Genomic DNA, 25,093 nt, shown 5'->3' with positions numbered 1-25,093 from the left:
GGATTCATGACGTCCATCAATAGCACCACGCCCGGCGCACTGCAAATAACAGGTGCGACTATCGCGCCATGCCGCCGGCATACGTCGGCGCCACCACCACCCGGTTGCGGCCGCCGTGCTTGGCGACGTAGAGCGCCTTGTCGGCGCGCCGCAGCGTGGTGGACATGTCCCGCTCGTGCAGTTCGGCCTCGGCCACGCCCACCGAAACGGTGAGCGGCAGGTCGCGGTCGTCGATGCTTACCGGTGCGCCGGCAACCGCCTCGCGAATCCGCTCCGCCAACGCCTCGCCGGCCGCCCGGCCCACGTCCGGTGCCAGCACGATGAACTCTTCGCCGCCCAGCCTGCCGACCATGTCGGTGCCGCGCAGCACGTCACGGACGCGGCGCGTCAGCGCCTTCAGCGCCTTGTCGCCGCAGTCGTGCCCGAAACGGTCGTTCACGCTCTTGAAATGGTCGATGTCCAGCAGCAACAGGCAGAACGGCGCATGCGCGCCTGCATCCGTGGCAAGCATGCCGGTGAACCGCTCTTCCAAGGCCAGCCGGTTCGGCACGCCGGTCAACGAATCCACGCGTGCCATCACATGCAGCTGGCGCTGCAGCAGCTCGTTGTACAGCAGCAGGAAACCCAGGCCGTAGAACAGCGACTGCATGCCCGAAAGCAGCATCCAGAAGACGTTGATCGAGCTGGGCGCGAGCACGCTGTCCAGCCTCGTATCCCCCAGCCACAGCATGCCGTTGCGCCACACCAGCAACAGCAACGACAACGCGAAGATCCACAGCAGCGCATGGCGTGCTCGCGACCAGTTGTCCCAGCGCCCGCGCACCAGCGCCTCGATGTTGAGCATGAGGTTGCAGGCAATGGCCACCGAGCCCCACAGCACACGGCTCCGGTAATCGGGCTGGACGGCGGCGAACCAGGCCACGCCCACCCAACCGATCACGCCTACCGCAACCGCCGCGCGCCAACGCAACGGCGCGCCCAGCAGCATCCGCAGCGCAACCACGCTCATCGCCTGCGCGAGCAGGTTGAGGGCATTGCCGCCCAGGGTCGCCGTGCCTGCAGGCAGGTAATGCCCGAATGCCACCGTGCTGTAGCCCAACGCTTCCACCGCCAACGCGCTGGCGCGCAGATGCAGGCTGCGTACTGCTCGGCTTTCGTCCGAATGCACGCCCAACCACAGCATCAACGCCACGGTCGCGGCCTGCATCGCGCCCAGCAACGACAGGCTCTGCACCAAAACGGACATCCACCCTCCCCGAACAAGACGTCTGGGATATCGAAGTCGTATCGGCCTCAGCCCGGAATTCTTGAGACGCAGTTCACATTTTCAAGCATACGACACCCACAAAGCGGCCGATGCAAGGCGCCGTTGACAGGCCGCAGCGTTCGGCTACTTTCCGGCAAGCCCTCCACGGAAGCAGGCATGGCCACCCTCATACCCTCCCGCAACAGCTGCCTGCCGCGCATGACCGGCGGCGAGAAGCGCGTATCCGAACGGCTGGAACAGAAGCTCGAAAACGATTACCTGCTCTGGTACGACGTACCGGTGGGGCTGAAGCAGCGCCAGCCCGACTTCGTGGTATTCCATCCGCGCCGCGGCTTGCTGGTGCTGGAAGTGAAGGACTGGAAGGCGGACACCATCCGCCACGCCGACAAGACCCAGTTCACCCTGGTCACCGAGCGCGGGCTGGCCAAGGAAACCAGCCCGCTGCTGCAGGCACGGGCCTATGCGCTGGAAATCGGCGTGGTGCTGGAGAACGATCCGGCGCTGCGCAACCCGGACGGCCATCGCTACGCCGGCAAGCTGGTCATGCCCTGGGGCTACGGTGTGGTGCTGGCCAACATCACCCGCAAGCAGTTCGAGGAAGGTGGATTGGACGCGGTGATCCCCGCTCATCTTGCGATCTGCCGGGACGACCTGTACGAGACGGTGGATTCCGAAGCCTTCCAGGAGCAGCTGTGGGCGATGTTCCCGCAGGTGTTCCCGGTGGCGCTCACCCTGCCGCAGATCGACCGCGTGCGCTGGCACCTGTTTCCCGAGATCCGTGTGGAACCGGGCAGCGGCCAGTTCGGCCTGTTCGCCACCGCGGGCAAGGACGCGCGCCCGCTGGAAATCCCCGAACTGGTGAAGGTGATGGATGCGCAGCAGGAGCAGCTGGCGCGCTCGCTGGGCGACGAGCACCGCATCATCCACGGCGTCGCGGGCTCCGGCAAAACCATGATCCTCGGCTTCCGTGCCATGCAGCTGGCGCGCTCGATGAGCCGTCCGATCCTGGTGCTCTGCTACAACAAGGCGCTGGCGGCACGGCTGGAAGAACTCATCGGCGAACGCGGCCTCGGCGACAAGGTGCAGGTATACAACTTCCACCGCTGGTGCCGGCGCATGCTCACCAGCTACCACGTGGAGCTGCCGCCCAAGGGCGAGCGCTTCTTCGAGCAGATGGTGGAGCGGGTGATCGAAGGCGTGGACAAGGGCCAGATCCCGCGCTTCCAGTACGGCGCCGTGCTGGTGGACGAAGGTCATGACTTCGAGCCGGATTGGTACAAGCTCATCGTGCAGATGATCGACCCGGCCACCAACTCGCTGCTGGTGCTTTACGACGACGCGCAGAACATCTACGGCAAGGCCGACCGCCGCCGCATCAGCTGGAAAAGTCTGGGCGTACAGGCGCAGGGCCGCACCACCATCCTCAAGCTCAACTACCGCAACACGCTGGAGATCCTCGCGGTGGCGCGCAATTTCGCCAGCGAACTGCTCGCCGCACGCAGCGAGGACGACGACGGCGTGCCGCTGATCGCCCCGGAAAGCGCCGGCCGCCGCGGCCCGCTGCCCGAGCTGATCCGCACCGACACGGCCGGCGCCCAGCTCGATGCCTTGATCGCCCAGTTGCGCGACGAGCACGCACACGGCCGTCCGTGGAGCGACATGGCGGTGATCTATCGCAACAACTGGGAAGGCGAGAAGCTGCACGAGGCACTGACGCGCATCGACATCCCCTCCAGCCTCGCCGACGAGCGCGGCAAGCAGGCGCTGTTCGTGGTGAAGGACAGCGTGAAGCTGCTCACCATGCACTCCTGCAAGGGCCTGGAATTCCCCTTCGTGATCGTGCCCGGCCTCGGCTCGCTGCCGCACGAAGGCCAGCGCGAAGTGGACGAGGCGCGCCTGCTCTACGTGGCGATGACCCGCGCCACCGAACGGCTGGTGCTGATCCACCACCTCGACTCCGTTTTCTCCAAGCGCATCCGCGATTCGATCAACCAGGTACAGGGGCAGTTGGCGCACTGATCCCGATAGACTGCGCGCACCTCACCCGGGAATCCCGTCATGCGCCGCCTGCTTCTCGCCGCCACATTCGCCTTCGCTGCCGGCGCGCCGCTGCCCGCGCCGGCGACGAATCAGGTCACCCTGCTGCAGAAAACCGACCTGGTGGTCGGCACTGGCACGGTGGCGCGCGATGGCGACGTGGTACGGGTGAATTACACCGGTTGGCTGTACGACGCTGGCGCGAAGGACCACCATGGCGCCGAGTTCGACAGCTCGGAGGAAAGCGGCGAGCCGATCAGCTTCACGCTGGGCGCGGGTGAAGTGATCGCCGGCTGGGACCAGGGCATCCAGGGCATGCACGTAGGCGGCAAACGCACCCTCGTCATCCCGGCGCGACTGGCCTATGGCAGCCGCGGCGCGGGTGACGCGGTGCCACCGAACGCCACGCTGGTGTTCGAGGTCGAGCTGGTGGGCGTGCATTGACCCGCAGCGCACGGAACCATCCGCCGACCGCGGCGTCCAAGCCTGTATTCCCCAACATCGGCTCGCGCGTTGGAAGCGGCAAGCCCCGGAGTTCCCCATGAAGACCACCCGCACTGCCGTTGCCCTGCTCGCCGCCTGCCTGCTCGCCGGCACGGCCTGGGCGCAGACCTCGTCCAACCAGGCGCCGCCGCCGCTCAACCTCAAGCTGCCGCAGGTCAACAACATGCCCTCCGACCTGCCGGCCGCCAGCGGCAGCTCGGCCAAGCCCGCCAACAGTTCCGGCGCGGCCAGCGCTCCCGGTGCGTACTACGGCGATACCAGCGGTCGCATGGGCAACGCCGACACCCATACCGCCAGCGCATCGCAAACCTGCGACGACTCCACCTACAACCAGCCGCAGGTGCACGGCGACGTGGGCATGGGCGTGATGTCCGGCAACCACACGAGCGGCAGCTACCAGAGCGGCGCGGTCAGCGTCACCAAGAACCTTGGCGACTGCGATCACCCCAGCGGCGGCGTCAGCTTCTCCGTGGGCGTGAGCCAGGGGCAATTCCATGGGCGCGGGTGGTAGCAGCGCTAGCCGCAGCCTCAATGCGGGAATCGATGTTCGATCACGAGCGGGCACCAAAGCGGTTGCGTGGGCCGCGATGCCGATACCCACGCTCCACATCGGTTCGTGCAATTCCTTAAGGAAACTGCCGCGGAATTTCCGGTCTAGCCGGTGACCGTGTGCCCTGCGGCGACAAGCAGTCGTTTCCCGGCTTCCAGATCCTCCGACTTGAGCAGCAGGCAATCGCCATCGAACGTGGACACGAGGAAAACGCCCAACCCGTTTTCCGACAGTGGCTTCACGACGGAGAGCACGATACCCGTTTCGCCAAAGGCGAATGGCCCCACGAACCTCAGGCAGACCCAATCCAGGTCGGCACGGACGCCCGCCGGGATCCGCTCGACCCGGCAGGTGATCGACAACTCATCGCCATTCCGGGTGATCGAAACAAACCCCGCACCATCGGCCCACGTCGGAATGGCCGCATCGCCGTCCAGACGAACGATGCCATAGCGACCCTCCAGCACCTGCAGTTCAATCATTTTGTCCATGCCCACCCGAGATACGCGGATTGCAACGCCGGATACTATTTCGCTATCGAATGCAGGAAAGCCATCACGTCCGCCACGCGCCCTAGCCTGACCAGTTCGTCGGCCGTGCAGGAACCGAACCGGGCGATGGGCGTTTCCTGGTACCACGCCAACGCACGGCCAGGATCGGGTTCAACTTCGCCAGCGACCCGAAGTACCGCAAGCCTGTCCGCAAGGGTTGCCTGCGTGTCGCCGCAGGAGCGTTCGGTAGCCAGGGATACGCTCATGGCACATGCCTCGCCTGCGGCACCTCTGGATTCGGCGGACCGAGCTCCAGCCGCATCCGCCCGAAATCGACCGACCACCACTCGAACGCGCCCAGTACGTCCTCGCCAAGCACATTCGGTGCGGTGTCCGCATCGCCGGCCAGTTCCACGTCCATGCGGGCCAATGTCGTCGCGCGGTCGCCCACGCTCACCTGCACGGCGGGCCAGATCGTCGTACGTCGCTCCACCGCGCCGCCGGCGCCCGCCACGTGGGCGCGACGTGACGGCAGGCCCTTCAGCAACGCCGCATGGCGCCGGGCGAAACCGGCGGACAGCGCCGAACTTGCCGCGCCGCTGTCCAGATGCATCGCGATCGACGACGCACCGCCGACGTTCGCCTGCACGTACATGTCGTTGCCGACCATCAGCAGGTTTCCCGTTTCCGCCGCCGCGGGATTCGCCGTCGACAGCGACGGCTCCAGACGTCCGGCGGCCGTGATGCGGAACCGCTGCAAGGCACGCAGCACGGGGAAGCCCAGGATGGCATCGATCCGGTAGCCGCCCGGCACCGGCATGGCCAGTTGCGCATCGTCCAGCACCAGGAACGGCACATCGTGCAGGGTGAGCCCGGCGAAGCTCAGGGTATCGGCCAAGCCCAAGCGCACCGCCACCGCGTCGCGACTGGAACTGCCCACGCTGGCGCCGCCCTGTTGCAGGTGCAGGCCCAGCCGGCGCGCGGTCGACAACGACAGCACGGACAGGTTGGCGCCAGTATCCAGCACTACTTCCTGCACGCGACCGTCGATGCTCGCCGTCGCACGCGGCAACCCCACCTTGTCCCTGCGCACCGGTTCCGCCTTCGGCTGGTATGCGACCTTCTGCTGCATCGGCAATGCGGCCAATTGCACGGCCATCGCCGCCGTCTGGGCGGCGCCGGCCTGCTCCGCCGCGTCGGCGCGGGATGCCACCAATGCGGCTTGTAGTTGCTGCGCCGCCTTGGCCGCACGTGCGTAATCGCCATCGGCGAAGGCAGCGTCGGCGGCGATTTCCCAGGCGATGGCGCGCTGCCGCGGATCGGACGCTTCGCCGGTGGCGAGGAACTGTTCCACCAGTTGCGCCGATCGCCTGCCGTCCAATCGTGCCGCTGCGACGCGCGCCCGGGCCAGCAGCGCCAGCGGAGGTTCGATCTGCGGCAAGGCCGTGCGCAAGGCGAAGATCTCCTGCGCTGGCGCAGCCAGCATCGACTCCACGCTGGCGACTGGCTCGGGCGGCATCGGTGACGCCTGCACCGCCATCACGCTGACGCTGGCGCCGCCCAGCGACAGCAGCATGCCGACGACGAGCGCCGCCCCGCGGCAACCCCACGCACGAACGAACCGGTACGGCATGCTAGATTCACCACTGTCTCATGAACATAATTTATCGTATTACAGAAATAATTATGCGATCAACAACAAATTCAAACATCGTCAGGACCGCTCGCATCCTGCGCCTGGCCGCCTGGGTGGGCGCCGCCGCCTGCGTGCTCGTCACCGTGGTCGGCGTGCTGGTGCCGCCGGGCGCCACGGCACCGGTCGCCGCCATCTTGACCGGCAGCGACCTGCCCCATGCCTGGGCTGCCGGCATCGTGCTGGTGTTGGCCCTGGTCAGCGCCGCCGCCCTGATCGAATTGGCGCGCATGCTGGGCCAAGTGCGGGAACACGCCCTGTTCGCGCCGGCGGCGACGCGCCACTTCCGCCACTTCGCCGGCCTGCTGGCGTTGGCGGCCGCGCTACGCGTCGTGCTGCCGGCGTTCGCCGCCATTGCCGCGGCCCGCCAGGCGGGCCGCCATGCCGCCACGCTGACATTCGACGGCGGCGACCTGCTGGCATTGCTGATCACGGCGGTGTTTTTCCTCGTGGCGCGACTGTTCGACGAAGCAGCACGCCTCGAAGACGACAGCCGCTCGATCGTGTGAGGCGCCAATGGCCATAGTCGTCCGACTCGACGTGATGCTCGCGCTGCGCAAGATCCGCTCGCGCGACCTGGCCCAGTTCGTGGGCATCACGGAATCCAACCTGTCGCTGCTCAAATCCGGGCACGTGCGCGGCGTGCGCTTCGAGACGCTGGGGAAGATCTGCGAATTCCTGCAATGCCAGCCCGGCGACCTGCTGGTCTGGGTGCCCGACGACGAAACGGAAAAAAGCGGCAATTAGGCTGGAAAGTCGGTCCGGAGTCCCGGCAACGGCAATCAGCTCATTGGCACGGCAGAGGGAACGTGCCGAACCGGTCCAGGGTACAACCCAGTTCCTCGCGCAATTCGCGCGCGGGTGCGGAAGGTCGCCCTAGCCGTCGCAGATCACCACGGCGACAATGCGAATCACCGGCGTTCCGCTCACAAGCGCGTGTACGACCACGACTGCATGCGCCCTTCCTTATATGGCATCACGCCATGGAAAGGGCGTGCGTCGTCGTCGAACACCAGCGGCAGGAAGTGGCGATCGCCCTCCCACATCGGCAGTTCCATCAGTTTGTCGCGCGCCACCCATTCCAGCGTGCCTTCGGGGTTGCTCGCCAGCGGCGTGCCCTCGTAGCGGTCGATCAGGAAGATGAAACCCAGCCAGTCCTCGCCCCGCTTGCCGAAGCCGGGCCAGTTGAGCGTGCCGCGCAACTGCATGGAGAGGCATTCGATGCCGGCCTCCTCGCGAATCTCGCGGCGCATGCAGGCAGCGATGTCCTCTCCCGGCTCCATCTTGCCGCCGAGGCCGTTGTATTTGCCGAGGTGCTGGTCGTCGGGCCGTGCGTTGCGGTGGATCATCAGCACCTGGCCACGGTCGGGCGAAAGCACGTAGCCAAGGGTGGCGACGATGGGCGTATAGGGCATGGCGAAATTGCTGGGGAAAGCGGCCATTCTAGCGTCTGCCAACGCGGCCGCGCCGCAGGCTTGCATCGACCCGCACCGGGCATGCGACCATCGGCAGATGTGCACGACGTTTCGCTCCCGCTTCGCTGCCTGTTTCCCCCGCCAGTTCGTGTTGCTGGCGCTGCTCGCCGGCACGGCCGCCTGCGGCGCGTCGTCGCGCATACCGGTGAGTCGCGAACTGGTGTTCGACGGACAGAACTATCGCGTGGTGTCGCTTGATCTGAAGCATGATCCGCTCAGCCTGCATTGGCGCGACCCGGACAGCGGCGATGCCTTTGGCGATGTCGAAACCCTGCAACAGTGGGGCGAGTCGCGCGGCCAGCACCTGCTGTTCGCTGCCAACGCCGGCATCTACGACCGCCAGAGCAAGCCGCTGGGCCTGTACGTGGAAGACGGCAAGACGCTGGTGCCGCTGAACATGGCGCACGGCAACCCGGCCTCGGGCAACTTTTCGCTGCTGCCGAACGGCGTGTTCGCGATCTACCCCGACGGCCACGCGGCGGTGCGCACCAGCGCGGCGTTCAAGGCCGACGGCAAGCCGGTGCGCTGGGCCACCCAGTCCGGCCCGATGCTGGTCATCGACGGCCAGCTCAACCCCAATTTCGTGGACGACTCGGGCAGTCTGAAGTGGCGCAGCGGGGTATGCGCGAAATCGCCCACCGAAGTGGTCTTTGCGGTGAGCGAAGTACCAGTGAATTTCCACGGCTTCGCGCGGTTGTTCCGCGACAAGCTCGGCTGCCGCGACGCGCTGTATCTCGACGGCAGCATCTCGCAGATCTTCGTGGAAGGCGAAGGCTATGCCGGCGCACCGGCCTTTCTCGTGAAGCCCTATGCGGGCATCTTCGCGGTATTCGTGCCGCAGTGATTCCGCATCACGGCAGCTGGTAGTCGAACGTGTACGAGTGACCGCCCTGCGCATCGATGTGGATCGCCAGCGTGCCGGTCAATCCGGACAATTCTTCGGTGCCCGAGTCCGGCACCACGCTCACCAGCAACGCGGAAGCGCCGCGATCCATCGTGCCCGAATGCTGCAGCACGAATGTGCCATGCCGGCCGTGCAGCGCGCCCGCCACGCGCTCCATCGCGACGTAACCTGCCGAACCGTCCACCGCGCTGCGGTAAGCCAGCATTTCGCCCAGGCTGTGCGCCTTGAGGTCACCGCTGAACCGCTTGTCGATGCCCATGCGGCCCAACCCGCTGTCGGCATGTGCAGGCGATTGCGGTTCGAGTTTTACCGTGAAGATGCCGCTGGCTTGCATGGTGAATCCTCCATAGGGGTGGCGGCCGCTGCGACGAGACCGGGTGGCGAGACAGGGCTGCGACGAAACCATCGTGTCGTGGCGAAGCCTCTGCGATGATCGTGGCTGGCACCTGCACATTCCAGCACCGCCCCGCCGCCGATGATTGGAAAAACGCGACACACCGACTCCATCGCCACCGATGCGCCGCGCGGTGTGCTGCACATGCGCCTCGGCGATGGCGCGTTCGGGCATGCACGGCAGGCGCCCACGCCAGCGCTGGCCGCCTTCGTCGAACACTATTGGTGCGTGCGCTGGGACCTGCGCGGTCGTCCGCCGCAACAGCAGGAGACGCTGCCGCACCCGAACGTGCACCTGGTGCTGGAACGCGGCGAAGCGAGAGTATGGGGCGTGCATGAGGGTCGCTACCGTCGCTCGATGGAAGGCTGCGAAACGGTGTTTGGAGTGAAGTTCGCCGCAGGCGGCTTTCACGCCTTCCTGCGCGGATCGGTAGGCGCGTTGGCGAATCGCTCGTTGCACGCCCGCGAAGTATTCGGAGCCGGCATCGACGACGTCGTGCCCGCCATTCCCGCCTGCACTGACATCGCCGCGATGGTGGCCCTGGTCGAACCTCTGTTGTTGGCGACGGCGCCCGCTCCCGACCCGCTCGCAGTGCAGGCTCGCGCCCTGGTAGCGCAGGCAGCGAACGATCGCGAACTGCTACGCGCCGAGCAACTGGCCGAGCGCGCCGGCATGGGCCTGCGCGCCCTGCAGCGGCTGTTCCGCGACTACGTGGGAGTCAGTCCGAAATGGGTGATTGCACGCTATCGCCTGCACGAAGCGGTGGCGCAATTGCAAGCTGGCCGCGAGCTGGCCTGGACCGAGCTGGCGCTGGCCCTCGGCTACTACGACCAGGCGCATTTCATCCGCGACTTCCGCCGCCTGGTCGGTTGCGCACCGGCGGATTACGCGCGGCGCCAGCACGCGGATTGAGTCAGACCTCCAGCCGCATGCCCGGCTGCGACAGCGTTACCGTGGTACCGAAGCGCTGCTTCAGCATCGCCGCCAGCGCTTCGCGTGCGGGGTTCTCGCCATGCGCCAGCGCCACCGGCGGATGGTTGGGGCTGTCGCCGTACCACTCCAGCAAGCCTTGCTGGTCGGCATGCGCGGACAGACCGCCCACGGTATGGATGCGCGCGCGCACCGTAATCTCCTCGCCGAACAGGCGCACCTGCTTCACGCCGTTGACCAGCAGCCGGCCCAGCGTGCCGGCGGCCTGGTAGCCCACGAAGATCACGTGATTGCGCGCGAAGGCGAGGTTGTTGGCCAGGTGATGGCGCACGCGCCCGCCGTTGGCCATGCCGGAGCCGGCGATGACGATGGCGCCGCCATGGATGCGGTTGATCGCCTTGCTGTCCTCCACGCCCGCGCTGACGCGCAGGTTAGGCAGCTTGAATGGCTTGATGCGCCCCTGCCAGACCTTCGCGGCCTCGGCGTCGAACAATTCTTCGTGGTGGTCGTAGACCGCCATCACCTTGGCCGCCATCGGGCTGTCGAGGAAGATCGTCCACGGCGCGAGGTTCCAGTCTTCGAAGTGTTCGGCGAACCAATAGAGCAACTCCTGGCTGCGCCCCACCGCGAACGCGGGGATCACCACGTTGCCGCCGTCGGCACGCGCCGCGGCGAGGATCTGACCCAGCTCGGCCACGGTGGCGGCGCGATCCTTGTGGTTGCGGTCGCCGTAGGTGGATTCCATCAGGATCAGATCGGTGCGCGGTGCCGGTGCCGGGTCGCGCAGGATGGGTGTGCCGCGCATGCCGAGGTCGCCGGTGAACAGCATCGAACGGCTGTCCGCGCGCAGCTCCAGCATCGCCGAACCGAGGATGTGCCCCGCCTCGTGCAGGCGCAGCGTCACGCCGGGGAGGATGTCCGTGTCGGTTTCGTAGGGCAGCGGATGCAGTTGCGCTTGCGCGGCGATGACATCGGCGGCGGTGTAGAGCGGCGCGACCTCGGGCTGGCCGGGTGCGTGTTCGCGGTTCGTGCGCTCGGCGTTGTGTTCGGACAACGAGGCGGCGTCGAGCAGCATGATGGGAAACAGGTCGCAGGTGGCTGCCTGCGCATAGATCGGGCCCTTGAAGCCGCGCTTGACCAGCTGCGGTACGCGGCCGATGTGGTCGATGTGCGCATGGCTGATGACCAGCGCATCGATGGAGGCCGGATCGAACGCGAACGGCTCGGCGTTGCGCGCGTCCGCCTCACGGCCGCCCTGCACCATGCCGCAATCGAGCAGGATACGCCTGCCCGCCGCTTCGATGAGATGGCATGAGCCGGTGACCTCGCCGCCTGCCGCACCGTGGAACTCGATACGCATACCGCCTCCGTCTGTCGCGTAGTCAGATCGCCAGCATCCGCTCGCAGATCGCCTGATACAAGGCCGGCAGGCGCTCCAGCTCGGCGACGTCCACGCACTCGTCCACCTTGTGGATGGTGGCGTTGACCGGGCCGAGCTCCACCACTTCCGCACCCAGCGGCGCGATGAAACGGCCGTCCGAAGTGCCGCCCCCGGTGGTTTGCTCGGGCTCCGTGCCGCACAGTTCGCGACACACCGCCACCACGGTTTCGCGCAGGCGGCCGCCAGGCGGCGTGAGGAAGGGTTCGCCGGAGAGGTTCCACGCCAGCGTGTAGTTCAGGCCGTGCTGCGCGAGGATGGATTCGGTGCGCGCGCGCAGGTCCTCGGCGCGACTCGCGGTGCAGTAGCGAAAGTTGATGAGTGCGGTGAGCTCGCCCGGGATGACGTTGGTCGCGCCGGTGCCCGCGTTGAGGTTGGAGACCTGGAACGAGGTGGGCGGGAAATCGGCGTTACCCTGGTCCCAGCGTTCGGCGGCGAGCGCCGCCAGGGCCGGCGCGAAGACGTGGATGGGATTCAGCGCCTTCTCGGGATAGGCCACATGGCCCTGCACGCCGCGCACCGCAAGCGTGCCCGAGAGCGAGCCGCGTCGTCCCACGCGGATCAGGTCGCCGAGCTTCTCCTTCGCCGAGGGTTCGCCCACCACGCACCAGTCGATGCGTTCGCCGCGGACGCGGAAACCTTCGGCTACCTTGCGCACACCGTCGAGGTTGGTCGGACCTTCCTCGTCGCTGGTCAGCAGCAGCGCCACGCGGCCGGCATGCCCGGGATGCGTCGAAACGAAGTGCTCCAGCGCCACGGTCATCGCCGCCACGGAACCTTTCATGTCGGCGGCACCACGTCCGTACAACTTTCCTTCGCGGATCGACGGTTCGAACGGCGCGCTTTGCCACGATGTTTCCGGCCCGCTCGGCACCACGTCCGTGTGGCCGAGGAAGGCAAGCGTCGGTCCACCGGCACCATGCACGGCCCACAGATTGTCCACCTCGCCGTGGCGCAGGTGCTCGATGCGGAAGCCCACGCGCTGCAGGCGTGCGGCCAGCAGCGCCTGGCAGCCGGCATCTTCCGGCGTCACCGAGCGGCGGCGGATCAGTTCGCAGGCAAGGTCGAGGACATCGGACATGAAACAGGCCACCGCAGGCATTCGTGACTCAGCAGCATAGCAAGCCGTTCCTAGCCGGCGATCACCGTGCCGAGCAGGTGCCCCACACCGTAGGTGATCGCCGCCGCAGCCACCGTGATGGCGAATTGGCGCGCGATCGAAAACAGCATGCTGCGTCCGGTGAACAGCGACGTCCCCGTGCCAATCAATGCCAGCCCCACTGCGGCGGCAGCGGCACTCCCAAGCAACGCGGCATGTCCGCGCAGGAACAGGTACGGCGCCACCGGAAACGCGGCGCCGAACGCGAACAGGCAGAACGAGGAGATCGCCGCACTCCAGGCCGAGCCACCCAGTTCGGAGGGATCGACGCCAAGGTCCTCGCGCACCACGGTATCCAGCGCGGCGCGCGGCGTCTCGGTGAGATGCTCGGCCAGGTGTTCGGCCTCGGCGTGGCCCAGGCCCTTTTCGCGATAGATGCCGGCGATATGGCTCACACCGTCCTCGGGCGCCACCGCGAGGCGCTCCGCCCGCTCGGTGATCTGCGCCTGGTAGAACTCGCGCGAGCTGTTCACGCTCAGCCACTCGCCCAGCGCCATCGAGCAGGCGCCGGCGACCAGCCCGGCCAGGCCGGCCAGCAATACGGCGCGGTCGCTGGCGGCGGCACCGGCCATGCCCATCACCAGGCTGACGTTGGAAACCAGCCCGTCATTGGCGCCCAGCACGGCGGCGCGCAGCGTGTTGCCGCTCTGCGCCCGGTGGCTGTGGCCGCGCGCGGTGCGCAGGTGCGGCGGCAGGAAGTGGTCACGGTGGCCGCTACGGTCCACCGGCGTCTCGTCGTGGTCGGCATGTTCCAGCCGCACCACGGTGGGCATCACGAATTCGGTGCCGAAAGCCTGCGCGAACCAGCCCAGCACCCGTATGCGCAGACCGATGCGTGGCGACGGCACGGCGGCGCCCGATGCGCGCAGGCGCGATTCCCAAAAGGCCGCGTTGACCTGTTCGCCCTCCGCGATGCGCCGGTACGCACGCGCCAGCCGCGGGTCGGCAGCCAGCCCGGCCAGCCGCGTGTACAAGGCGGCGTTGTCGCGCTCGATGCGCAGATTGATGCGGTAGTGGCGGATGCGGTGGTCGCTCATGCGTCAGCCTTCCAGTTCGTCGTCGCGCTGGCCCAGCCACAGCAACATCGCCAGCAGCACGATGGTGAAGCGGAACGCGCTGGCGATGCCGTTCCACTGGCTGGACATCCACATACCGAACCACTCGCCGCCGATCGCCACGAAGCCGCCCAGCCACAGCAGCACGCCGGCAGACAGCCCCAGCACGGCCATGCGCTTGGCGCGCTGGAACGCCGCGGCCGTGCCCCGCCGGGCGCGCCACAGCTGCCACGTGCCCAGCCAGCACAGCAGGGCGGCCAACACCTCGACCGCGATGATCAGCGCGTAGGCCACATGCTGCAGCAGCGGCGAATGGATGGCGCGGTAACGGATGTGTGCGTCGGGGAAGACCGTGTCCATCGCCAGCACATGTTGCACGAACGGCCAGTTGCTGCCGTAGTCGCTGAGGTTGCCGAAGGCCACCAGCGCGATCCACAGCGCGATCGCCGCCAGCACCGCGATCTTGCACAGGCGCAGGAGCATCCGTCAGCGACCGAACAGTTTCTTGAAACCGTTGTCGCTGAAACCGACGCTGACGCTGCCGTCTTCCTGCAGCACCACCGGGCGGCGGATCAGTGCCGGGTATTCCTTCAGCAGCAGGGTCCACTCGGGATCGGTGCCGGGGTTCTTGCGCTGTGGCAACAGGCTGCGCCAGGTGGTGGAGGACTTGTTGACCAGCGCCTCCCAGCCGCCGAGCTGCTGAGCCCAGGTCTTCAGTGTGGCCGCCGGTACCGGGTTGGCGCGGTAGTCCACGAACGTGTAGGGCACCGTAAAGCGGTCCAGCCAGTTGCGCGCCTTGCGGCAGGTGTCGCAGGTGGACAGGCCGTAGACGGTCGTGCTCATTCGCCGCTCCGCAGCAATTCGTTGATCGAGGTCTTGCCCCGGGTCTTCTCGTCCACCTGCTTCACGATGATCGCGGCGTACAGGCTGTGCGAACCGTCCTTCGCAGGCAGACTGCCGGCCACCACCACGCTGCCGGCCGGCACGCGGCCGTAGCTGGTTTCGCCGGTGGCGCGGTTGTAGATGCGGGTGGACTGGCCCAGGAACACCCCCATGCCGATCACGCTGCCCTTCTCCACCACCACGCCCTCGACCACTTCCGAGCGCGCACCGATGAAACAGTGGTCCTCGATGATGGTGGGACTGGCCTGCAGCGGCTCAAGCACACCGCCGATCCCGACCCCGCCGGAGAGGTGCACGCCCGCGCCAATCTGCGCGCAGGAACCCACCGTGGCCCAGGTGTCCACCATCGTGCCAGACCCGACATGGGCGCCGATATTCACGTAGCTGGGCATCAACACCGCGTCCTTCGCGATGTGCGCGCCGCGGCGCACCAGCGCGCCTGGCACCACGCGCGCGCCCAAACCCTCGAGTTCGGCGTCGCTGCCGTGGGCAAAGCGCAGGGGCACCTTGTCGAAAGCGAGCGCCGGGCCCCCGTCGACCACGCGATTGCCGTTGATGCGGAAGTACAGCAGCACCGCCTTCTTCAGCCACTGGTTGACGTTCCAGCCGCCCTGCCCGTTCGGCTCGGCCACGCGGCGCTCGCCGGATTCGAGCAGGTCCAGCACCTGTCCCACCGCTGGGCGCAGATGGGTTTCGACCTCGGCCTGGGTCAGCTCGTTGCGGCGCTCGAAGGCGTCGTCGATCAGGGATTCAATGCTCTGCATGGCGAATGGACGTCCAAATCGTCGCGGGGGAATGCCCATTGTGCCCGCCCGCACGGCGTAGCGAAACCGGCAGACATCGCCAGCCCACTCAAGATTCGTGCCCGGCGGCCGATATGACCTTGCGAGAAGAGCCAGCCAACACGCGGCCTGCCGCGAGGGTGCAATGGATGAAAGGGTCGCCGCCATAGACAAGCAAATGCAACGCCTCGCCCGCGCGCTGGCGTTGGTTGCGTGTTGCCTGCTGGCCGGCATGGCATGGATCGCACCCGCGCTGTCCGCCACCGCGACGGCAGCCCACTACGAAGGCGGGCGCCACTACATCCACAGCTTCAGCCCCAAGAGCTACGGCGGCGCCGCGCAGAACTGGGCGCTGGCGCAGGACAAGCAAGGTGCGATCTACGTAGGCAACGACGATGGCACCGTGCTGGTCTGGGACGGCGCCCGCTGGCAACACATCCCCGCTCCCAAGCAAGCCACCGTGCGCTCGCTGGCGCTGGGCGCGGATGGTCGCATGTACATGGGCACCGTGGGCGACCTGGGCTATCTGAAGCCGGATGCCACCGGGCAACTGGCCTTCGTTTCCTTGCGGGACAGGATTCCGCCGAGCGAACGCAACTTCGCCGACGTCTGGGCCACCCATTCCACGGCCGACGGCATGGTCTTCGTCACGACGACGACGCTGTTCCGCTATCGCAACGGCGCAATGCAAACATGGAAGCCGCGAGCCGTCTTCCATACGAGTTTCGTGGTTGACGGCCGGTTCTACGTCCGCGAGACAGGCGTGGGCCTCATGCAACTGGACGGCGACAAGCTGGTGCCGGTACCCGGCGGCGAGCGCTTTGCCAACGAGAAAGTCTACGCGCTGCTGGCATGGCGCGGCCCGGGCGCACAGCCAGGCGACCTTTTGGCAGGCACTCGTACGCAGGGTTGGTTCGTCAGCCATGGCGGCGCATGGCATCCCTGGACTACCGAGGCTGACGACGCGGTCCGGCAAGGCCAGTTGTATGATGCCATCCGACTGGCCGACGGCCGGCTCGCCGTCGGCACCTTGCGCAGCGGCCTGCTCCTGCTCGACGCACAAGGCCATCTGTTGCGCACCCTGACCCGCGACAGCGGCCTGACCTCGAATGCGGTGCTGGCGCTGATGCAGGATCGCGAGGGCGGCCTCTGGATTGCCGGCGGCTACGGCATCACCCGCATCGACATCGGCAGTCCGCTGACCATCTTCGACCGGTCCAGCGGACTGCCGGGCAGCGTGCAGGCATTGCATCGCCATGCCGGCACGCTTTACGCAGGGTCCACCGAAGGCTTGTATCGCCTGGCGAGCGGCACCAACCCCCATTTCGAGGATGTGACGCAGGTGCCAGGAGTCATCTGGGGTTTCGCCGAGATCGGCGACCAGATGCTGATCGCCAGCGACAGCGGGGTGTTCGCCGCTTCCGGCGGCACGTTCCAACAGCTGCTAGCTCCGCAACAGTCCCAGCTCTCGATCACCGCGCTTTCCCTGCGGCAATCCACCACCGATCCCTCGCGCGTCTTCGTGGGCCGCACGGACGGCGTCAGCACGCTGAAATACGAGAACAATCATTGGGTCGACGAGGGCCACATCCCCGGCGTGCGGAACGAAGTGCGCACCATCCGGCAGGATGCAGCGGGCCATGTATGGCTGAGCCTGTGGGGCGGCGGCGCGATTCGCCTGAGCCTGCCGCCGGACTGGCAGGGGCCCGGCGATCCCCGGACCCTCAAGATCGAGCGCTACGGCAACGAGGCGGGGCTGCCCGCCGAGCAGAACGATATCGTCGTCATCGACGGCACGTTGCACTTCACCACCGCGCACGGCATCTATCGATTCGACGAACGAAGCAATCGCTTCGGACCCGACCCCGCGCTCGCCGACCTGTTCCCGGATGGGCCGCCGCAGATCGATGCACTGCATCAGAACAGCAACGGCGAATTGTGGATGTACACCGGCCACGGCGGCGGATTGAAAGAGGTCCGCCATGCCGTGCATACCGCCCGAGGCTGGCGTTGGAAGGCCGCCCCGCTGCAGCCGCTGGCGGGGACCAACATTTCCGCGCTCCTGGACGACGCCGACGGCATTCTGTGGATGAGTGGCGACGCGGGCCTGTTCCGTTACGACTCCACGCGCGTCATACCGCAGGACGCACAACTGAGCACGTTGCTGCGCCGCGCGACCGGTCCGGATAATCACGTACTGTTCGCCGACAACTTCGCGACAGCCGGTTCGCCCGACATACCCTGGGAACAGAACTCGATCCGCTTCGAGTTCGCCCTGCCCAGCTATACCCTGTCCGACGCCACCCGCTACCAGGTCTGGCTGCAGGGGCTTGATCGCGACTGGTCGGCATGGAGCGAAAGCACCTACCGCGACTACACCAATCTCCCCGATGGCCATTACCGCTTCCACGTGCGTGCGCGCAACGTCTATGGCCAGCAGGGCCGCGAGGCCACGTTCGACTTCCGCATCCTGCCGCCGTGGTACCGCTCTACCTGGGCCTGGCTGTTATGGATCGCTTCGGCCTTGCTGGTGCTGGCCCAGCTCGTGCACTGGCGCTCGACGGCGCTGCGTCGGCGCAACCGCGCGCTGGCAACGCTGGTCACGCAACGTACCGCCGAGTTGGCGCAGGCCAACGAAGCATTGCAACAGGCCAATGAAGCGCTCGCCCGGCAGGTTCTCATCGATCCGCTCACCGGCCTGAAGAACCGCCGCTACCTCAGCGAGCACATCGAGCCCGACCTGGCCAGCGCACGCAGATATCACCAGGACGCGCTGATGCATGGCCTGCCGCCGATGCACCTGTTGTTCCTGATGGTGGACATCGACCACTTCAAGCGGGTCAACGACACCTGGGGCCACTCCAGCGGCGACCGCGTGCTGCAGCAGTTCCGCGACATGCTGCTGTCGGCCACCCGTGGTGCCGACACGCCTGTGCGCATGGGTGGCGAGGAATTCCTGATCCTGGCCCGGTCCGCCCCGCCGGACGCCGGGCCGCAGTTCGCCGAACGCATCCGTGCGGCCGTGGCCGCCGAGCGCTTCGACCTGGGCAACGGCGAGCACGTGCACCTCACCTGCTCGATCGGCTTCGCCAACTACCCGTTCTTTGCCGGCGAACCGGAAAAACTCCGCTGGGAACAAGTAGTGAACCTCGCCGACGAGTGCCTGTACGCGGCCAAGCGGCAAGGCCGCAATGCCTGGGCCGGCGTTCCCCCGGTGGCCACTCCGTCGCCGGCTGGCGACACCGCCGATGCGCTGCGGGAAGCGCTTGCCCGCCTGCCCGGGCCTGGGCCGCTTCCCATCCTGGCGTCATGGGCTGGCGCGGGACCGCAGGAGGCGATGAAGTGAACAGCCTCTCCACCACCTCAACCGAATCGAAGGAGGATCCGTGCCGCGGCGTCCCATCGACACTAGCGAGCTGATCGTCGGCCGCCCCATGCGCTTCAACGCCTACGATGCGCGGGGCAATCTGCTGCTGTGCTCAGGCCAGGTCATCGTCAGCGAGGCGTTGCGGGACATGCTGTTGCAACACGGCCTGTTCTACGGCTCCGAAGAGGAATGCCGCGGACCGTTGCCGCTGGAGTCGCAGGAGCCCCCGCCATCGCCACTGGCACGCGTGCTGGGCGCTCGCCGGAGCCTGCATGCCTTGCTGTCCAACCCGGCGCGTGAGAACTTCTCGGCCACACTGGCGAACATCGCCACGCAGGTGCGTGCTGCCTGCGAGGCAAACCCCGATGTGGCACTGGCCAGCGCCCTGCTGTGCATCAAAGGGCCTTACAGCAGCCGCCACGCGGTGAACGTGGCCATCGTCTGCCAGATCACCGGCATCGCACTGGAGCTGGATGCCGACGAATTGGCCTCCACCGTCTGCGCCGCCTTGACGATGAACATCGGCATGTCCGCCCTGCACGATGCACTCGCCATGCACAAAGGCCCGATCAGTCACGCCCAGCGGGCGGCGGTGCGTGCGCACTGCGAACGCGGCGCAACGCGCCTGCGCGAACTGGGCATCGACGATGCGATCTGGCTGGACGCCGTGCGCGACCACCACGAACGCGGCGACGGCAGCGGCTACCCCGCCGGCAAGCATGGTGCGGAAGTCGGCCGACCCGCCCGCCTGCTGGCCATGGCGGACGTGTACTGCGCGCGCATCGTCGGCCGCGACCACCGCTCGCCACTGCCACCGAAGCAGGCGTTGCGCTGGTTGTTCCTCAACGAGAACGCCGTGCTGGACGAACAACTGGCCCGGGTGTTCATCAAGACGCTGGGGATCTATCCGCCCGGCACCGGCGTGCGCCTGCGCAACGGCTCGGCCGGCATCGTGGTCCAGCGCGGCATCGCCGGCCACCAGCCCGTGGTGGCTTCGCTCACCACGCCGGAGGGCCTGCGCCTGGTTTCGCCGATCCGGCGCAGCGGAGACGTGGAATCGTTTGGCATCGTCGAGGTGGCGGACCTGTGGAACCTGAACCTCGACGTGAACATGGAAGCGCTGTGGGGTGCCGACGCATCGGATTGAAGTTTCCCCCGGGGACGCGTTCCTTGTGCGGAAACCCGTCGTCCACAGGAGCCACTGCAAGGCTAGCCCAGCCGCTCCAGCAAGGCCCGCCGCAGTCGCTGTCGCCGCGCTTCGTCCAACGGAGCATCATGGCGATCGGTGAGCTGGAAGAAATCCTCCACGCGCTCGCCGAAGGTGGCGATGCGGGCGTCGTGCACGCGCGCATCGCAGGCCACCAGCACCTGGGCCACCGCAGCCAGCAGGCCTGGGCGATCGCTGCATACCAGCGCCATGCGCGTACGCCCGCTCTCCTGCCGGAAGTCGATGCGCGGCGGCATCTGGAAGTGCTTCAGCTGGCGCGACATGCTGCGCCGCGGTGGCAGGATCCGCCCGCCCTGCGCCAGCGCGCGCTGCATGCGCTGGTGCAGTTCTTCCGCACGATCCGCGCTGGCCGGATGTTGGCCATCCGCCTCCAGCAACAGAAAAGTGTCCATCGCCATGCCGGCGTTCGAGCCGAGGATGCGCGCCTCCACCACCGAAAAATGCAGTCGGTCCAGCATTGCGGTGACACTGGCGAACAGGCCGTCGCGATCGGGTGTGCAGACGAACAGCTCGGTGCTGCCGCGCACCGAGAGCGGATGCACGGCGACCAGCGGCCACACGCCGCCCGCGCGCACGATGGCCGCGGTCTGCCAGGCGACCTGCTCGGGGCGATGACGCAGGAAACTGGATGCCGGGAATGCTCCCCACGCCTGCTCGGCGGTCGCCGCGGCGATACCGTCTTCCTGCAGCAGGATCAGCGCCTGCGCGCGACAGGCGTCGATGCGTGCCGCTGCGTCGTGTCCCGGCCGCGTGTCGCTGCGCAACGCCTGCCGTGCCGCCACGTAGAGATCGACCAGCAGGCGATCCTTCCAGCCGTTCCACAGCTTGGGGCTGGTGCCGATGATGTCGGCCACGGTCAGCAGGTAAAGCCGGCCAAGTCGCTCGCGGTCGCCCACGGCGTCGGTGAACTTGCGCACGACGTCGGGATCGGTGATGTCCTGCCGCTGCGCGGTGGTGCTCATCAGCAGGTGCCAGCGCACCAGCCATGCCACGCGCTCGCCGTCGGCAGCGGGCAAGCCCAGCCTGGCGCAGAACGCGCGTGCATCGCTCTCACCCAGCACGGAATGGTCGCCGCCTCGCCCCTTGGCGATATCGTGGAAAAGGCCGGCCAGCAGCATCAGTTCCGGCTGCCCCAGGCTGGACCAGACATCGCAGGCGACAGGGAATTCGCGGCGCGCATCCGGATCGGCGAAACGCGCCATCTGGCGCAGCACGCGCAGCGTGTGCTCGTCCACGGTATAGACGTGGAACAGGTCGTACTGCATGCGCCCGAACACCTTGCCGAACGCAGGCAGGATCGCGGCGAGCAGGCCGTGCCGGTTCATCCGCCACAGCGCATCCACCGCTGGCGCGCCGCGCTTGAGCAAGTGCAGGAATGCCGCCAGCACCGCGGGATCGTCGGCCAGCTTGCCGTCGTGTTGTGCGGTGGCCTGGTGGATGCGCCGCATGGTGTCGGCGGTGAAGCCGATCAGGCCCGGCTCGTCCAGCCGCGCGATGAAGATTTCCACCAGCGCCGCCGGCCGCTGCGCGAATAACTCTGGATCGCGCGCCGCCAGCCGCGTGCCGTAACGCACGAAATGCTCGCCCACCGGCTTCGCTTCGCCGGGCGGCTCCAGCAGCTCGACAAAACGTTCGGCGATCTGCACACCCAATCGCTCGACCTGGCTGGCCGCGCGGTAATACCCCTGCATGAACTGCTCGACGCCGAGGTTCTTTTCGTGCTCGTCCTCGAAACCCAGCTGCACGGCGAGCGCGCGCTGGTAGTCGAACAGCAGGCGCTCTTCCGGCCGCGCGGCCTCCTGGTGCAGCGCCCAGCGGTAACGCCGCAGCGTGGTTTCGGCATCGCACAGGCTGGCGCGCTCGGCGGGGTCCAGCAGGCCCGCATCCTGCATTGCCTCGAAACCGCCGGCATGCGCGAGCCGGCGCCCCAGCCAGCGCAGCGAATCCAGCGTGCGCAAGCCGCCGGGGCCGTCCTTGAGATCGGGTTCAAGATTGCTCGCCGTGTCGCCGTGGCGTGCATGGCGCGCGTCGCGCTCGGCCAGTCGCGCGGCGAGGTAATCGCGCGGCGGCCACAGCGAGGGATCGTCCACGATGGCGCGCAGCGCGACTTCCAATGCCGCATCGCCCGCCATCCATTGCGCATCGAGCAGGCTTGTGAACACGCTGGCATCTTCGGCCGCCAGGGCACGGCACTGTGCCGGCTCGCGCACCGCATGCCCCACTTTCAGACCCACGTCCCACAGCGTGGCGAAGCATTGCTCCAGCGCACGCAGGCGCGCCGGCTCGGGCTGCGTGACGAGCACCAGCAGATCCACGTCGGAATGGGGAAACAGCAGGCCGCGACCGAATCCGCCGACCGCGAACAGCGCCGCGCCGCTCACTTCGCCGAGGCAGGCCGTCCACACATGCACGACGATGCGCGCCACCGCCTCGGCACGCCGTCGTGCCAGCATGCTGGCATCGGCACCTTCGCGGAAGACGGTCGCCAGGTCGCGGTCCACATCACCGAGCAGTTGCCGCAACGCACGCCGCGCGTCCACGGATACGCCGGAACGCGGCACGGCCGGCGGCAGACGCGGTAAGGGAGGCAAGGGCAACCGAGGCGCAGTCGTCATGGCGCCCAGTACAGCACGGCCTCAGCACCAGTCAAACGTTTCCGCGCCGCTGGCGCCATACGATGGCGGCGCCGGCGATGCCGGTCAGCAGCAGGATTGCCAGCGAATAGCCGGCAGGATTGGTCAATCCGGCCGCATCGGCCGCCCAGATCAGAGCCGCAGCGACCAGCAACTGCGACGGCATGACGACGCGCAATACGCGAAGCGGTTGCGGCACTCCCATGCGACGCAGCAGCAATGCCGCCGACCATGCTGGCAACCAGAGGATGCAGAGCGCGATTAATACCAGGGAAGCGAGAAAGACGATGATCACGCCTGATGCCACCTTGCCGCACCCACGCTTTAGGCATCCGGCCAAGGCGTGAGGATTTCGAAGCCGTCGGCGGTGACCGCAATGGTGTGCTCCCACTGCGCGGAAAGCGAGTGGTCCTTGGTAACCACGGTCCAGCCGTCGGGCAGCTGCTTGGTCTGCGGCTTGCCGGCGTTGACCATCGGCTCGACGGTGAAGGTCATGCCCTCCTGCAGCTCCACGCCGGTGCCAGGCTTGCCGTAGTGCAGCACCTGCGGCTCGTCGTGGTAGACCTTGCCGATACCGTGGCCGCAGTACTCGCGCACCACGCTGAAGCCGGCGGCCTCGGCGTGCTGCTGGATCGCATGGCCGACGTCGCCCAGCGTGGCGCCTGGGCGCACCGCGCGGATGCCGCGCATCATCGCCTCGTGCGTGGTCTCCACCAGCCGCTTGGCCAGTACCGAGGGGGTGCCCACGAAATACATGCGGCTGGTGTCGCCGTGCCAGCCGTCCTTGATGACAGTGACGTCGAGATTGACGATGTCACCTTCCTTCAGTGCCTTGCCGGGACTGGGGATGCCGTGGCAGATCACGTGGTTGACCGAAGTGCACAGCGTCTTCGGGAAGCCGTGATAGCCCACGTTGGCCGGCACCGCCTTCTGCACGTTGACGATGTGCTCGTAGGCCAGCCGGTCCAGCTCCTCGGTGGTGACGCCGGGCTTGACGTGCTCCTTGAGCATGGCCAGCACTTCGGCGGCCAGCCGGCCGGCCTCGCGCATGCCTTCAAGGTCCTTCGGGGATTTCAGCGTAATGGCCATAGTGGAAACCCAGATGGCGGCGTCCTTGTGCCGATCAAGCCGGCATCGCAGGCAACTTGCCGCCGCGCCGGCGTACCGGCTACAATCTCACAGTTTTGCAGACCGTCATCGAGGCTTTCGACCGGTGCGCACTGCAAGGCGAAACGGGATTGTAACCGCGCCGCGGCAGCATCCCAAACCCAACGCCACACACGCATCGGCACCGTTCTTCGGGGTGCCGCGCGCAGCATTCGCTGCCGCGGTCGAAGCCGGGGATGCGTGGAGGTCCCAACCCCCGGGCCGCCTACACAAGGCCCAATGCTTTAAGGAGTTACACCATGGCTCAAGTCACCATGCGCGAAATGCTCGAAGCCGGCGTGCATTTCGGTCACCAGACCCGTTACTGGAATCCGAAGATGGGTCCGTACATCTTCGGCGCCCGCGGCAAGATCCACATCATCAACCTCGAAAAGACCCTGCCGCTGTTCACCGATGCGATGAACTTCCTGTCGGGCCTGGCGCAGAAGCGCGGCACCATCCTGTTCGTGGGCACCAAGCGTTCCGCTCGCGAGGCGCTGGCCGAGGAAGCATCCCGTGCTGGCATGCCCTTCGTCACCGCGCGCTGGCTGGGCGGCATGCTCACCAATTTCCGCACCGTGAAGCAGTCGGTGGCCAAGCTCAAGGAGCTGGAAGCGGCCGAAACCGACGGCAGCTTCGAAAAGCTGGTCAAGCACGAAGTGCTGGCACGCCGTCGTGAGCGCGAGAAGCTGCAGAACTCGCTGGGCGGCATCAAGAACATGAACCGCCTGCCCGACGCGCTGTTCGTGATCGACATCGGCCACGAAGACATCGCCGTGCAGGAAGCCCGCAAGCTGGGCATCCCGGTGGTGGCAGTGGTCGACACCAACTACAACCCGGAGCTGGTGGACTACGCAATTCCCGGCAACGACGACGCGATCCGCGCGATCCAGTTGTACGCCCGCGCTGCCGCCGACTCGATCCTGGAAGGCAAGGCCGCTGCCCCGGCTGCCGCCCAGGGCGACGCCGACGAGTTCGTCGAGCTGGACGAGGAAGGCAATCCGGTCGCCAAGGCCGAGCGCAGCGAGCGCAAGGCTGCTCCGCGCCGTGACCGCGATGCCGCCCCGCGCAAGGGTGCCGGTGCGCCGCGTCGTGACGGCGGTCGCGAAGGCCGTGCTCCGCGCGACGCCAAGTAAG

The 25,093-nt window shown here is 67.2% G+C and carries 25 protein-coding genes; 10 read left to right on the top strand and 15 right to left on the bottom strand.

Annotated elements, in window-relative coordinates:
* Positions 1-58: 58 nt before the first annotated feature.
* Positions 59-1,246: a GGDEF domain-containing protein gene (locus tag ISP25_RS18620; RefSeq protein WP_404615937.1), complete on the bottom strand. Its 1,188-nt coding sequence runs from the start codon at positions 1,244-1,246 to the stop codon at positions 59-61.
* Positions 1,247-1,423: 177 nt separating this feature from the next.
* Between ISP25_RS18620 and ISP25_RS18615 the strand changes: the two genes are divergently transcribed.
* From ISP25_RS18615 to ISP25_RS18605, 3 genes are all read left to right on the top strand, one after another.
* The gene (locus ISP25_RS18615; RefSeq protein WP_404615936.1) at positions 1,424-3,286 is read left to right on the top strand and encodes a 3'-5' exonuclease; all 1,863 of its coding nucleotides are present in this window, start codon (positions 1,424-1,426) and stop codon (positions 3,284-3,286) included.
* A 39-nt stretch (positions 3,287-3,325) separates the two neighbouring features.
* Positions 3,326-3,748: an FKBP-type peptidyl-prolyl cis-trans isomerase gene (locus ISP25_RS18610; protein ID WP_404615935.1), complete on the top strand. Its 423-nt coding sequence runs from the start codon at positions 3,326-3,328 to the stop codon at positions 3,746-3,748.
* A 97-nt stretch (positions 3,749-3,845) separates the two neighbouring features.
* A complete protein-coding gene (locus ISP25_RS18605) occupies positions 3,846-4,319 on the top strand; it encodes a hypothetical protein (protein WP_192156723.1) in 474 nt (157 codons plus the stop codon).
* Between the two features lie 143 nt (positions 4,320-4,462).
* Here ISP25_RS18605 and ISP25_RS18600 read toward each other — a convergent pair whose 3' ends face one another.
* Genes ISP25_RS18600 through ISP25_RS18590 form a run of 3 tightly spaced genes read right to left on the bottom strand, consistent with a single transcriptional unit; the run spans position 4,463 to position 6,482 of the window.
* Positions 4,463-4,840: an ACT domain-containing protein gene (locus ISP25_RS18600; protein WP_404615934.1), complete on the bottom strand. Its 378-nt coding sequence runs from the start codon at positions 4,838-4,840 to the stop codon at positions 4,463-4,465.
* A 44-nt stretch (positions 4,841-4,884) separates the two neighbouring features.
* A complete protein-coding gene (locus ISP25_RS18595; protein WP_404615933.1) occupies positions 4,885-5,115 on the bottom strand; it encodes a hypothetical protein in 231 nt (76 codons plus the stop codon).
* Entirely contained in the window at positions 5,112-6,482 is a 1,371-nt protein-coding gene (locus ISP25_RS18590; RefSeq protein ID WP_404615932.1) for a retropepsin-like aspartic protease family protein, read from the bottom strand. The genes ISP25_RS18595 and ISP25_RS18590 overlap by 4 nt, the downstream gene beginning before the upstream one ends.
* Positions 6,483-6,535: 53 nt before the next feature.
* On the opposite strand from ISP25_RS18590, the gene ISP25_RS18585 reads away from it, so the two are divergent.
* Both ISP25_RS18585 and ISP25_RS18580 read left to right on the top strand, forming a co-directional pair.
* On the top strand, positions 6,536-7,051 hold the full coding sequence (locus ISP25_RS18585; protein WP_404615931.1) for a DUF2975 domain-containing protein: 516 nt from the start codon (positions 6,536-6,538) through the stop codon (positions 7,049-7,051).
* A 7-nt stretch (positions 7,052-7,058) separates the two neighbouring features.
* A complete protein-coding gene (locus tag ISP25_RS18580) occupies positions 7,059-7,289 on the top strand; it encodes a helix-turn-helix domain-containing protein (protein WP_404615930.1) in 231 nt (76 codons plus the stop codon).
* 179 nt (positions 7,290-7,468) lie between these two features.
* Here ISP25_RS18580 and ISP25_RS18575 read toward each other — a convergent pair whose 3' ends face one another.
* A complete protein-coding gene (locus tag ISP25_RS18575; protein WP_404615929.1) occupies positions 7,469-7,957 on the bottom strand; it encodes an NUDIX hydrolase in 489 nt (162 codons plus the stop codon).
* Positions 7,958-8,054: 97 nt separating this feature from the next.
* Between ISP25_RS18575 and ISP25_RS18570 the strand changes: the two genes are divergently transcribed.
* Positions 8,055-8,861 (top strand): phosphodiester glycosidase family protein, encoded by an 807-nt coding sequence (locus tag ISP25_RS18570; protein WP_192156746.1) that lies wholly within the window; start codon positions 8,055-8,057, stop codon positions 8,859-8,861.
* Between the two features lie 7 nt (positions 8,862-8,868).
* On the opposite strand, the gene ISP25_RS18565 is transcribed toward ISP25_RS18570, so the two are convergent.
* Positions 8,869-9,255, bottom strand: coding sequence for a DUF3224 domain-containing protein (locus ISP25_RS18565; protein WP_404615928.1), 387 nt, complete (start codon positions 9,253-9,255; stop codon positions 8,869-8,871).
* A gap of 141 nt (positions 9,256-9,396) precedes the next feature.
* Between ISP25_RS18565 and ISP25_RS18560 the strand changes: the two genes are divergently transcribed.
* Positions 9,397-10,227, top strand: a complete 831-nt coding sequence (locus ISP25_RS18560; protein WP_404615927.1) for a DUF6597 domain-containing transcriptional factor — start codon at positions 9,397-9,399, stop codon at positions 10,225-10,227.
* Between the two features lies 1 nt (position 10,228).
* Here ISP25_RS18560 and ISP25_RS18555 read toward each other — a convergent pair whose 3' ends face one another.
* Genes ISP25_RS18555 through dapD form a run of 6 tightly spaced genes read right to left on the bottom strand, consistent with a single transcriptional unit; the run spans position 10,229 to position 15,564 of the window.
* Positions 10,229-11,605, bottom strand: coding sequence for an MBL fold metallo-hydrolase (locus ISP25_RS18555; protein WP_404615926.1), 1,377 nt, complete (start codon positions 11,603-11,605; stop codon positions 10,229-10,231).
* A 22-nt stretch (positions 11,606-11,627) separates the two neighbouring features.
* Positions 11,628-12,764 (bottom strand): succinyl-diaminopimelate desuccinylase, encoded by a 1,137-nt coding sequence (gene dapE / locus ISP25_RS18550; RefSeq protein WP_404615925.1) that lies wholly within the window; start codon positions 12,762-12,764, stop codon positions 11,628-11,630.
* Positions 12,765-12,814: 50 nt separating this feature from the next.
* Positions 12,815-13,879, bottom strand: coding sequence for a VIT1/CCC1 transporter family protein (locus tag ISP25_RS18545; RefSeq protein WP_404615924.1), 1,065 nt, complete (start codon positions 13,877-13,879; stop codon positions 12,815-12,817).
* Positions 13,880-13,882: 3 nt separating this feature from the next.
* Positions 13,883-14,380, bottom strand: coding sequence for a DUF2165 family protein (locus ISP25_RS18540; RefSeq protein ID WP_404615923.1), 498 nt, complete (start codon positions 14,378-14,380; stop codon positions 13,883-13,885).
* Between the two features lie 3 nt (positions 14,381-14,383).
* On the bottom strand, positions 14,384-14,740 hold the full coding sequence (locus tag ISP25_RS18535) for a Spx/MgsR family RNA polymerase-binding regulatory protein (RefSeq protein ID WP_192156762.1): 357 nt from the start codon (positions 14,738-14,740) through the stop codon (positions 14,384-14,386).
* Positions 14,737-15,564: a 2,3,4,5-tetrahydropyridine-2,6-dicarboxylate N-succinyltransferase gene (dapD, locus tag ISP25_RS18530; protein WP_404615922.1), complete on the bottom strand. Its 828-nt coding sequence runs from the start codon at positions 15,562-15,564 to the stop codon at positions 14,737-14,739. The genes ISP25_RS18535 and dapD overlap by 4 nt, the downstream gene beginning before the upstream one ends.
* Positions 15,565-15,727: 163 nt before the next feature.
* Between dapD and ISP25_RS18525 the strand changes: the two genes are divergently transcribed.
* Positions 15,728-18,928 (top strand): ligand-binding sensor domain-containing diguanylate cyclase, encoded by a 3,201-nt coding sequence (locus ISP25_RS18525; RefSeq protein WP_404615921.1) that lies wholly within the window; start codon positions 15,728-15,730, stop codon positions 18,926-18,928.
* A gap of 40 nt (positions 18,929-18,968) precedes the next feature.
* Positions 18,969-20,096: an HD-GYP domain-containing protein gene (locus tag ISP25_RS18520; protein WP_404615920.1), complete on the top strand. Its 1,128-nt coding sequence runs from the start codon at positions 18,969-18,971 to the stop codon at positions 20,094-20,096.
* Positions 20,097-20,158: 62 nt separating this feature from the next.
* Here ISP25_RS18520 and glnD read toward each other — a convergent pair whose 3' ends face one another.
* From glnD to map, 3 genes are read right to left on the bottom strand one after another with little or no spacing between them, the layout of a single operon-like run.
* Positions 20,159-22,792, bottom strand: a complete 2,634-nt coding sequence (glnD, locus tag ISP25_RS18515; RefSeq protein ID WP_404615919.1) for a [protein-PII] uridylyltransferase — start codon at positions 22,790-22,792, stop codon at positions 20,159-20,161.
* Between the two features lie 31 nt (positions 22,793-22,823).
* Complete coding sequence (locus tag ISP25_RS18510; protein WP_404615918.1) at positions 22,824-23,105, bottom strand: hypothetical protein; 282 nt, start codon at positions 23,103-23,105, stop codon at positions 22,824-22,826.
* Between the two features lie 29 nt (positions 23,106-23,134).
* A complete protein-coding gene (gene map / locus ISP25_RS18505) occupies positions 23,135-23,899 on the bottom strand; it encodes a type I methionyl aminopeptidase (RefSeq protein WP_404615917.1) in 765 nt (254 codons plus the stop codon).
* A 317-nt stretch (positions 23,900-24,216) separates the two neighbouring features.
* On the opposite strand from map, the gene rpsB reads away from it, so the two are divergent.
* Complete coding sequence (gene rpsB, locus ISP25_RS18500; RefSeq protein WP_192156772.1) at positions 24,217-25,092, top strand: 30S ribosomal protein S2; 876 nt, start codon at positions 24,217-24,219, stop codon at positions 25,090-25,092.
* The last annotated feature ends 1 nt before the right edge of the window (position 25,093 follow it).

It is taken from the genome of Rhodanobacter hydrolyticus, assembly GCF_044904645.1.
This window is presented reverse-complemented; position numbering and strand designations above follow the sequence as displayed.

Excerpts from the sequence above, each read along its gene's own strand:
- ISP25_RS18620 (WP_404615937.1), bottom strand. The coding sequence starts at position 1,246 with ATGTCCGTTTTGGTGCAGAGCCTGTCGTTGCTGGGCGCGATGCAGGCC.
- ISP25_RS18615 (WP_404615936.1), top strand. The coding sequence starts at position 1,424 with ATGGCCACCCTCATACCCTCCCGCAACAGCTGCCTGCCGCGCATGACC.
- ISP25_RS18610 (WP_404615935.1), top strand. The coding sequence starts at position 3,326 with ATGCGCCGCCTGCTTCTCGCCGCCACATTCGCCTTCGCTGCCGGCGCG.
- ISP25_RS18605 (WP_192156723.1), top strand. The coding sequence starts at position 3,846 with ATGAAGACCACCCGCACTGCCGTTGCCCTGCTCGCCGCCTGCCTGCTC.
- ISP25_RS18600 (WP_404615934.1), bottom strand. The coding sequence starts at position 4,840 with ATGATTGAACTGCAGGTGCTGGAGGGTCGCTATGGCATCGTTCGTCTG.
- ISP25_RS18595 (WP_404615933.1), bottom strand. The coding sequence starts at position 5,115 with ATGAGCGTATCCCTGGCTACCGAACGCTCCTGCGGCGACACGCAGGCA.
- ISP25_RS18590 (WP_404615932.1), bottom strand. The coding sequence starts at position 6,482 with ATGCCGTACCGGTTCGTTCGTGCGTGGGGTTGCCGCGGGGCGGCGCTC.
- ISP25_RS18585 (WP_404615931.1), top strand. The coding sequence starts at position 6,536 with ATGCGATCAACAACAAATTCAAACATCGTCAGGACCGCTCGCATCCTG.
- ISP25_RS18580 (WP_404615930.1), top strand. The coding sequence starts at position 7,059 with ATGGCCATAGTCGTCCGACTCGACGTGATGCTCGCGCTGCGCAAGATC.
- ISP25_RS18575 (WP_404615929.1), bottom strand. The coding sequence starts at position 7,957 with ATGCCCTATACGCCCATCGTCGCCACCCTTGGCTACGTGCTTTCGCCC.
- ISP25_RS18570 (WP_192156746.1), top strand. The coding sequence starts at position 8,055 with ATGTGCACGACGTTTCGCTCCCGCTTCGCTGCCTGTTTCCCCCGCCAG.
- ISP25_RS18565 (WP_404615928.1), bottom strand. The coding sequence starts at position 9,255 with ATGCAAGCCAGCGGCATCTTCACGGTAAAACTCGAACCGCAATCGCCT.
- ISP25_RS18560 (WP_404615927.1), top strand. The coding sequence starts at position 9,397 with ATGATTGGAAAAACGCGACACACCGACTCCATCGCCACCGATGCGCCG.
- ISP25_RS18555 (WP_404615926.1), bottom strand. The coding sequence starts at position 11,605 with ATGCGTATCGAGTTCCACGGTGCGGCAGGCGGCGAGGTCACCGGCTCA.
- dapE (WP_404615925.1), bottom strand. The coding sequence starts at position 12,764 with ATGTCCGATGTCCTCGACCTTGCCTGCGAACTGATCCGCCGCCGCTCG.
- ISP25_RS18545 (WP_404615924.1), bottom strand. The coding sequence starts at position 13,879 with ATGAGCGACCACCGCATCCGCCACTACCGCATCAATCTGCGCATCGAG.
- ISP25_RS18540 (WP_404615923.1), bottom strand. The coding sequence starts at position 14,380 with ATGCTCCTGCGCCTGTGCAAGATCGCGGTGCTGGCGGCGATCGCGCTG.
- ISP25_RS18535 (WP_192156762.1), bottom strand. The coding sequence starts at position 14,740 with ATGAGCACGACCGTCTACGGCCTGTCCACCTGCGACACCTGCCGCAAG.
- dapD (WP_404615922.1), bottom strand. The coding sequence starts at position 15,564 with ATGCAGAGCATTGAATCCCTGATCGACGACGCCTTCGAGCGCCGCAAC.
- ISP25_RS18525 (WP_404615921.1), top strand. The coding sequence starts at position 15,728 with ATGGATGAAAGGGTCGCCGCCATAGACAAGCAAATGCAACGCCTCGCC.
- glnD (WP_404615919.1), bottom strand. The coding sequence starts at position 22,792 with ATGACGACTGCGCCTCGGTTGCCCTTGCCTCCCTTACCGCGTCTGCCG.
- map (WP_404615917.1), bottom strand. The coding sequence starts at position 23,899 with ATGGCCATTACGCTGAAATCCCCGAAGGACCTTGAAGGCATGCGCGAG.
- rpsB (WP_192156772.1), top strand. The coding sequence starts at position 24,217 with ATGGCTCAAGTCACCATGCGCGAAATGCTCGAAGCCGGCGTGCATTTC.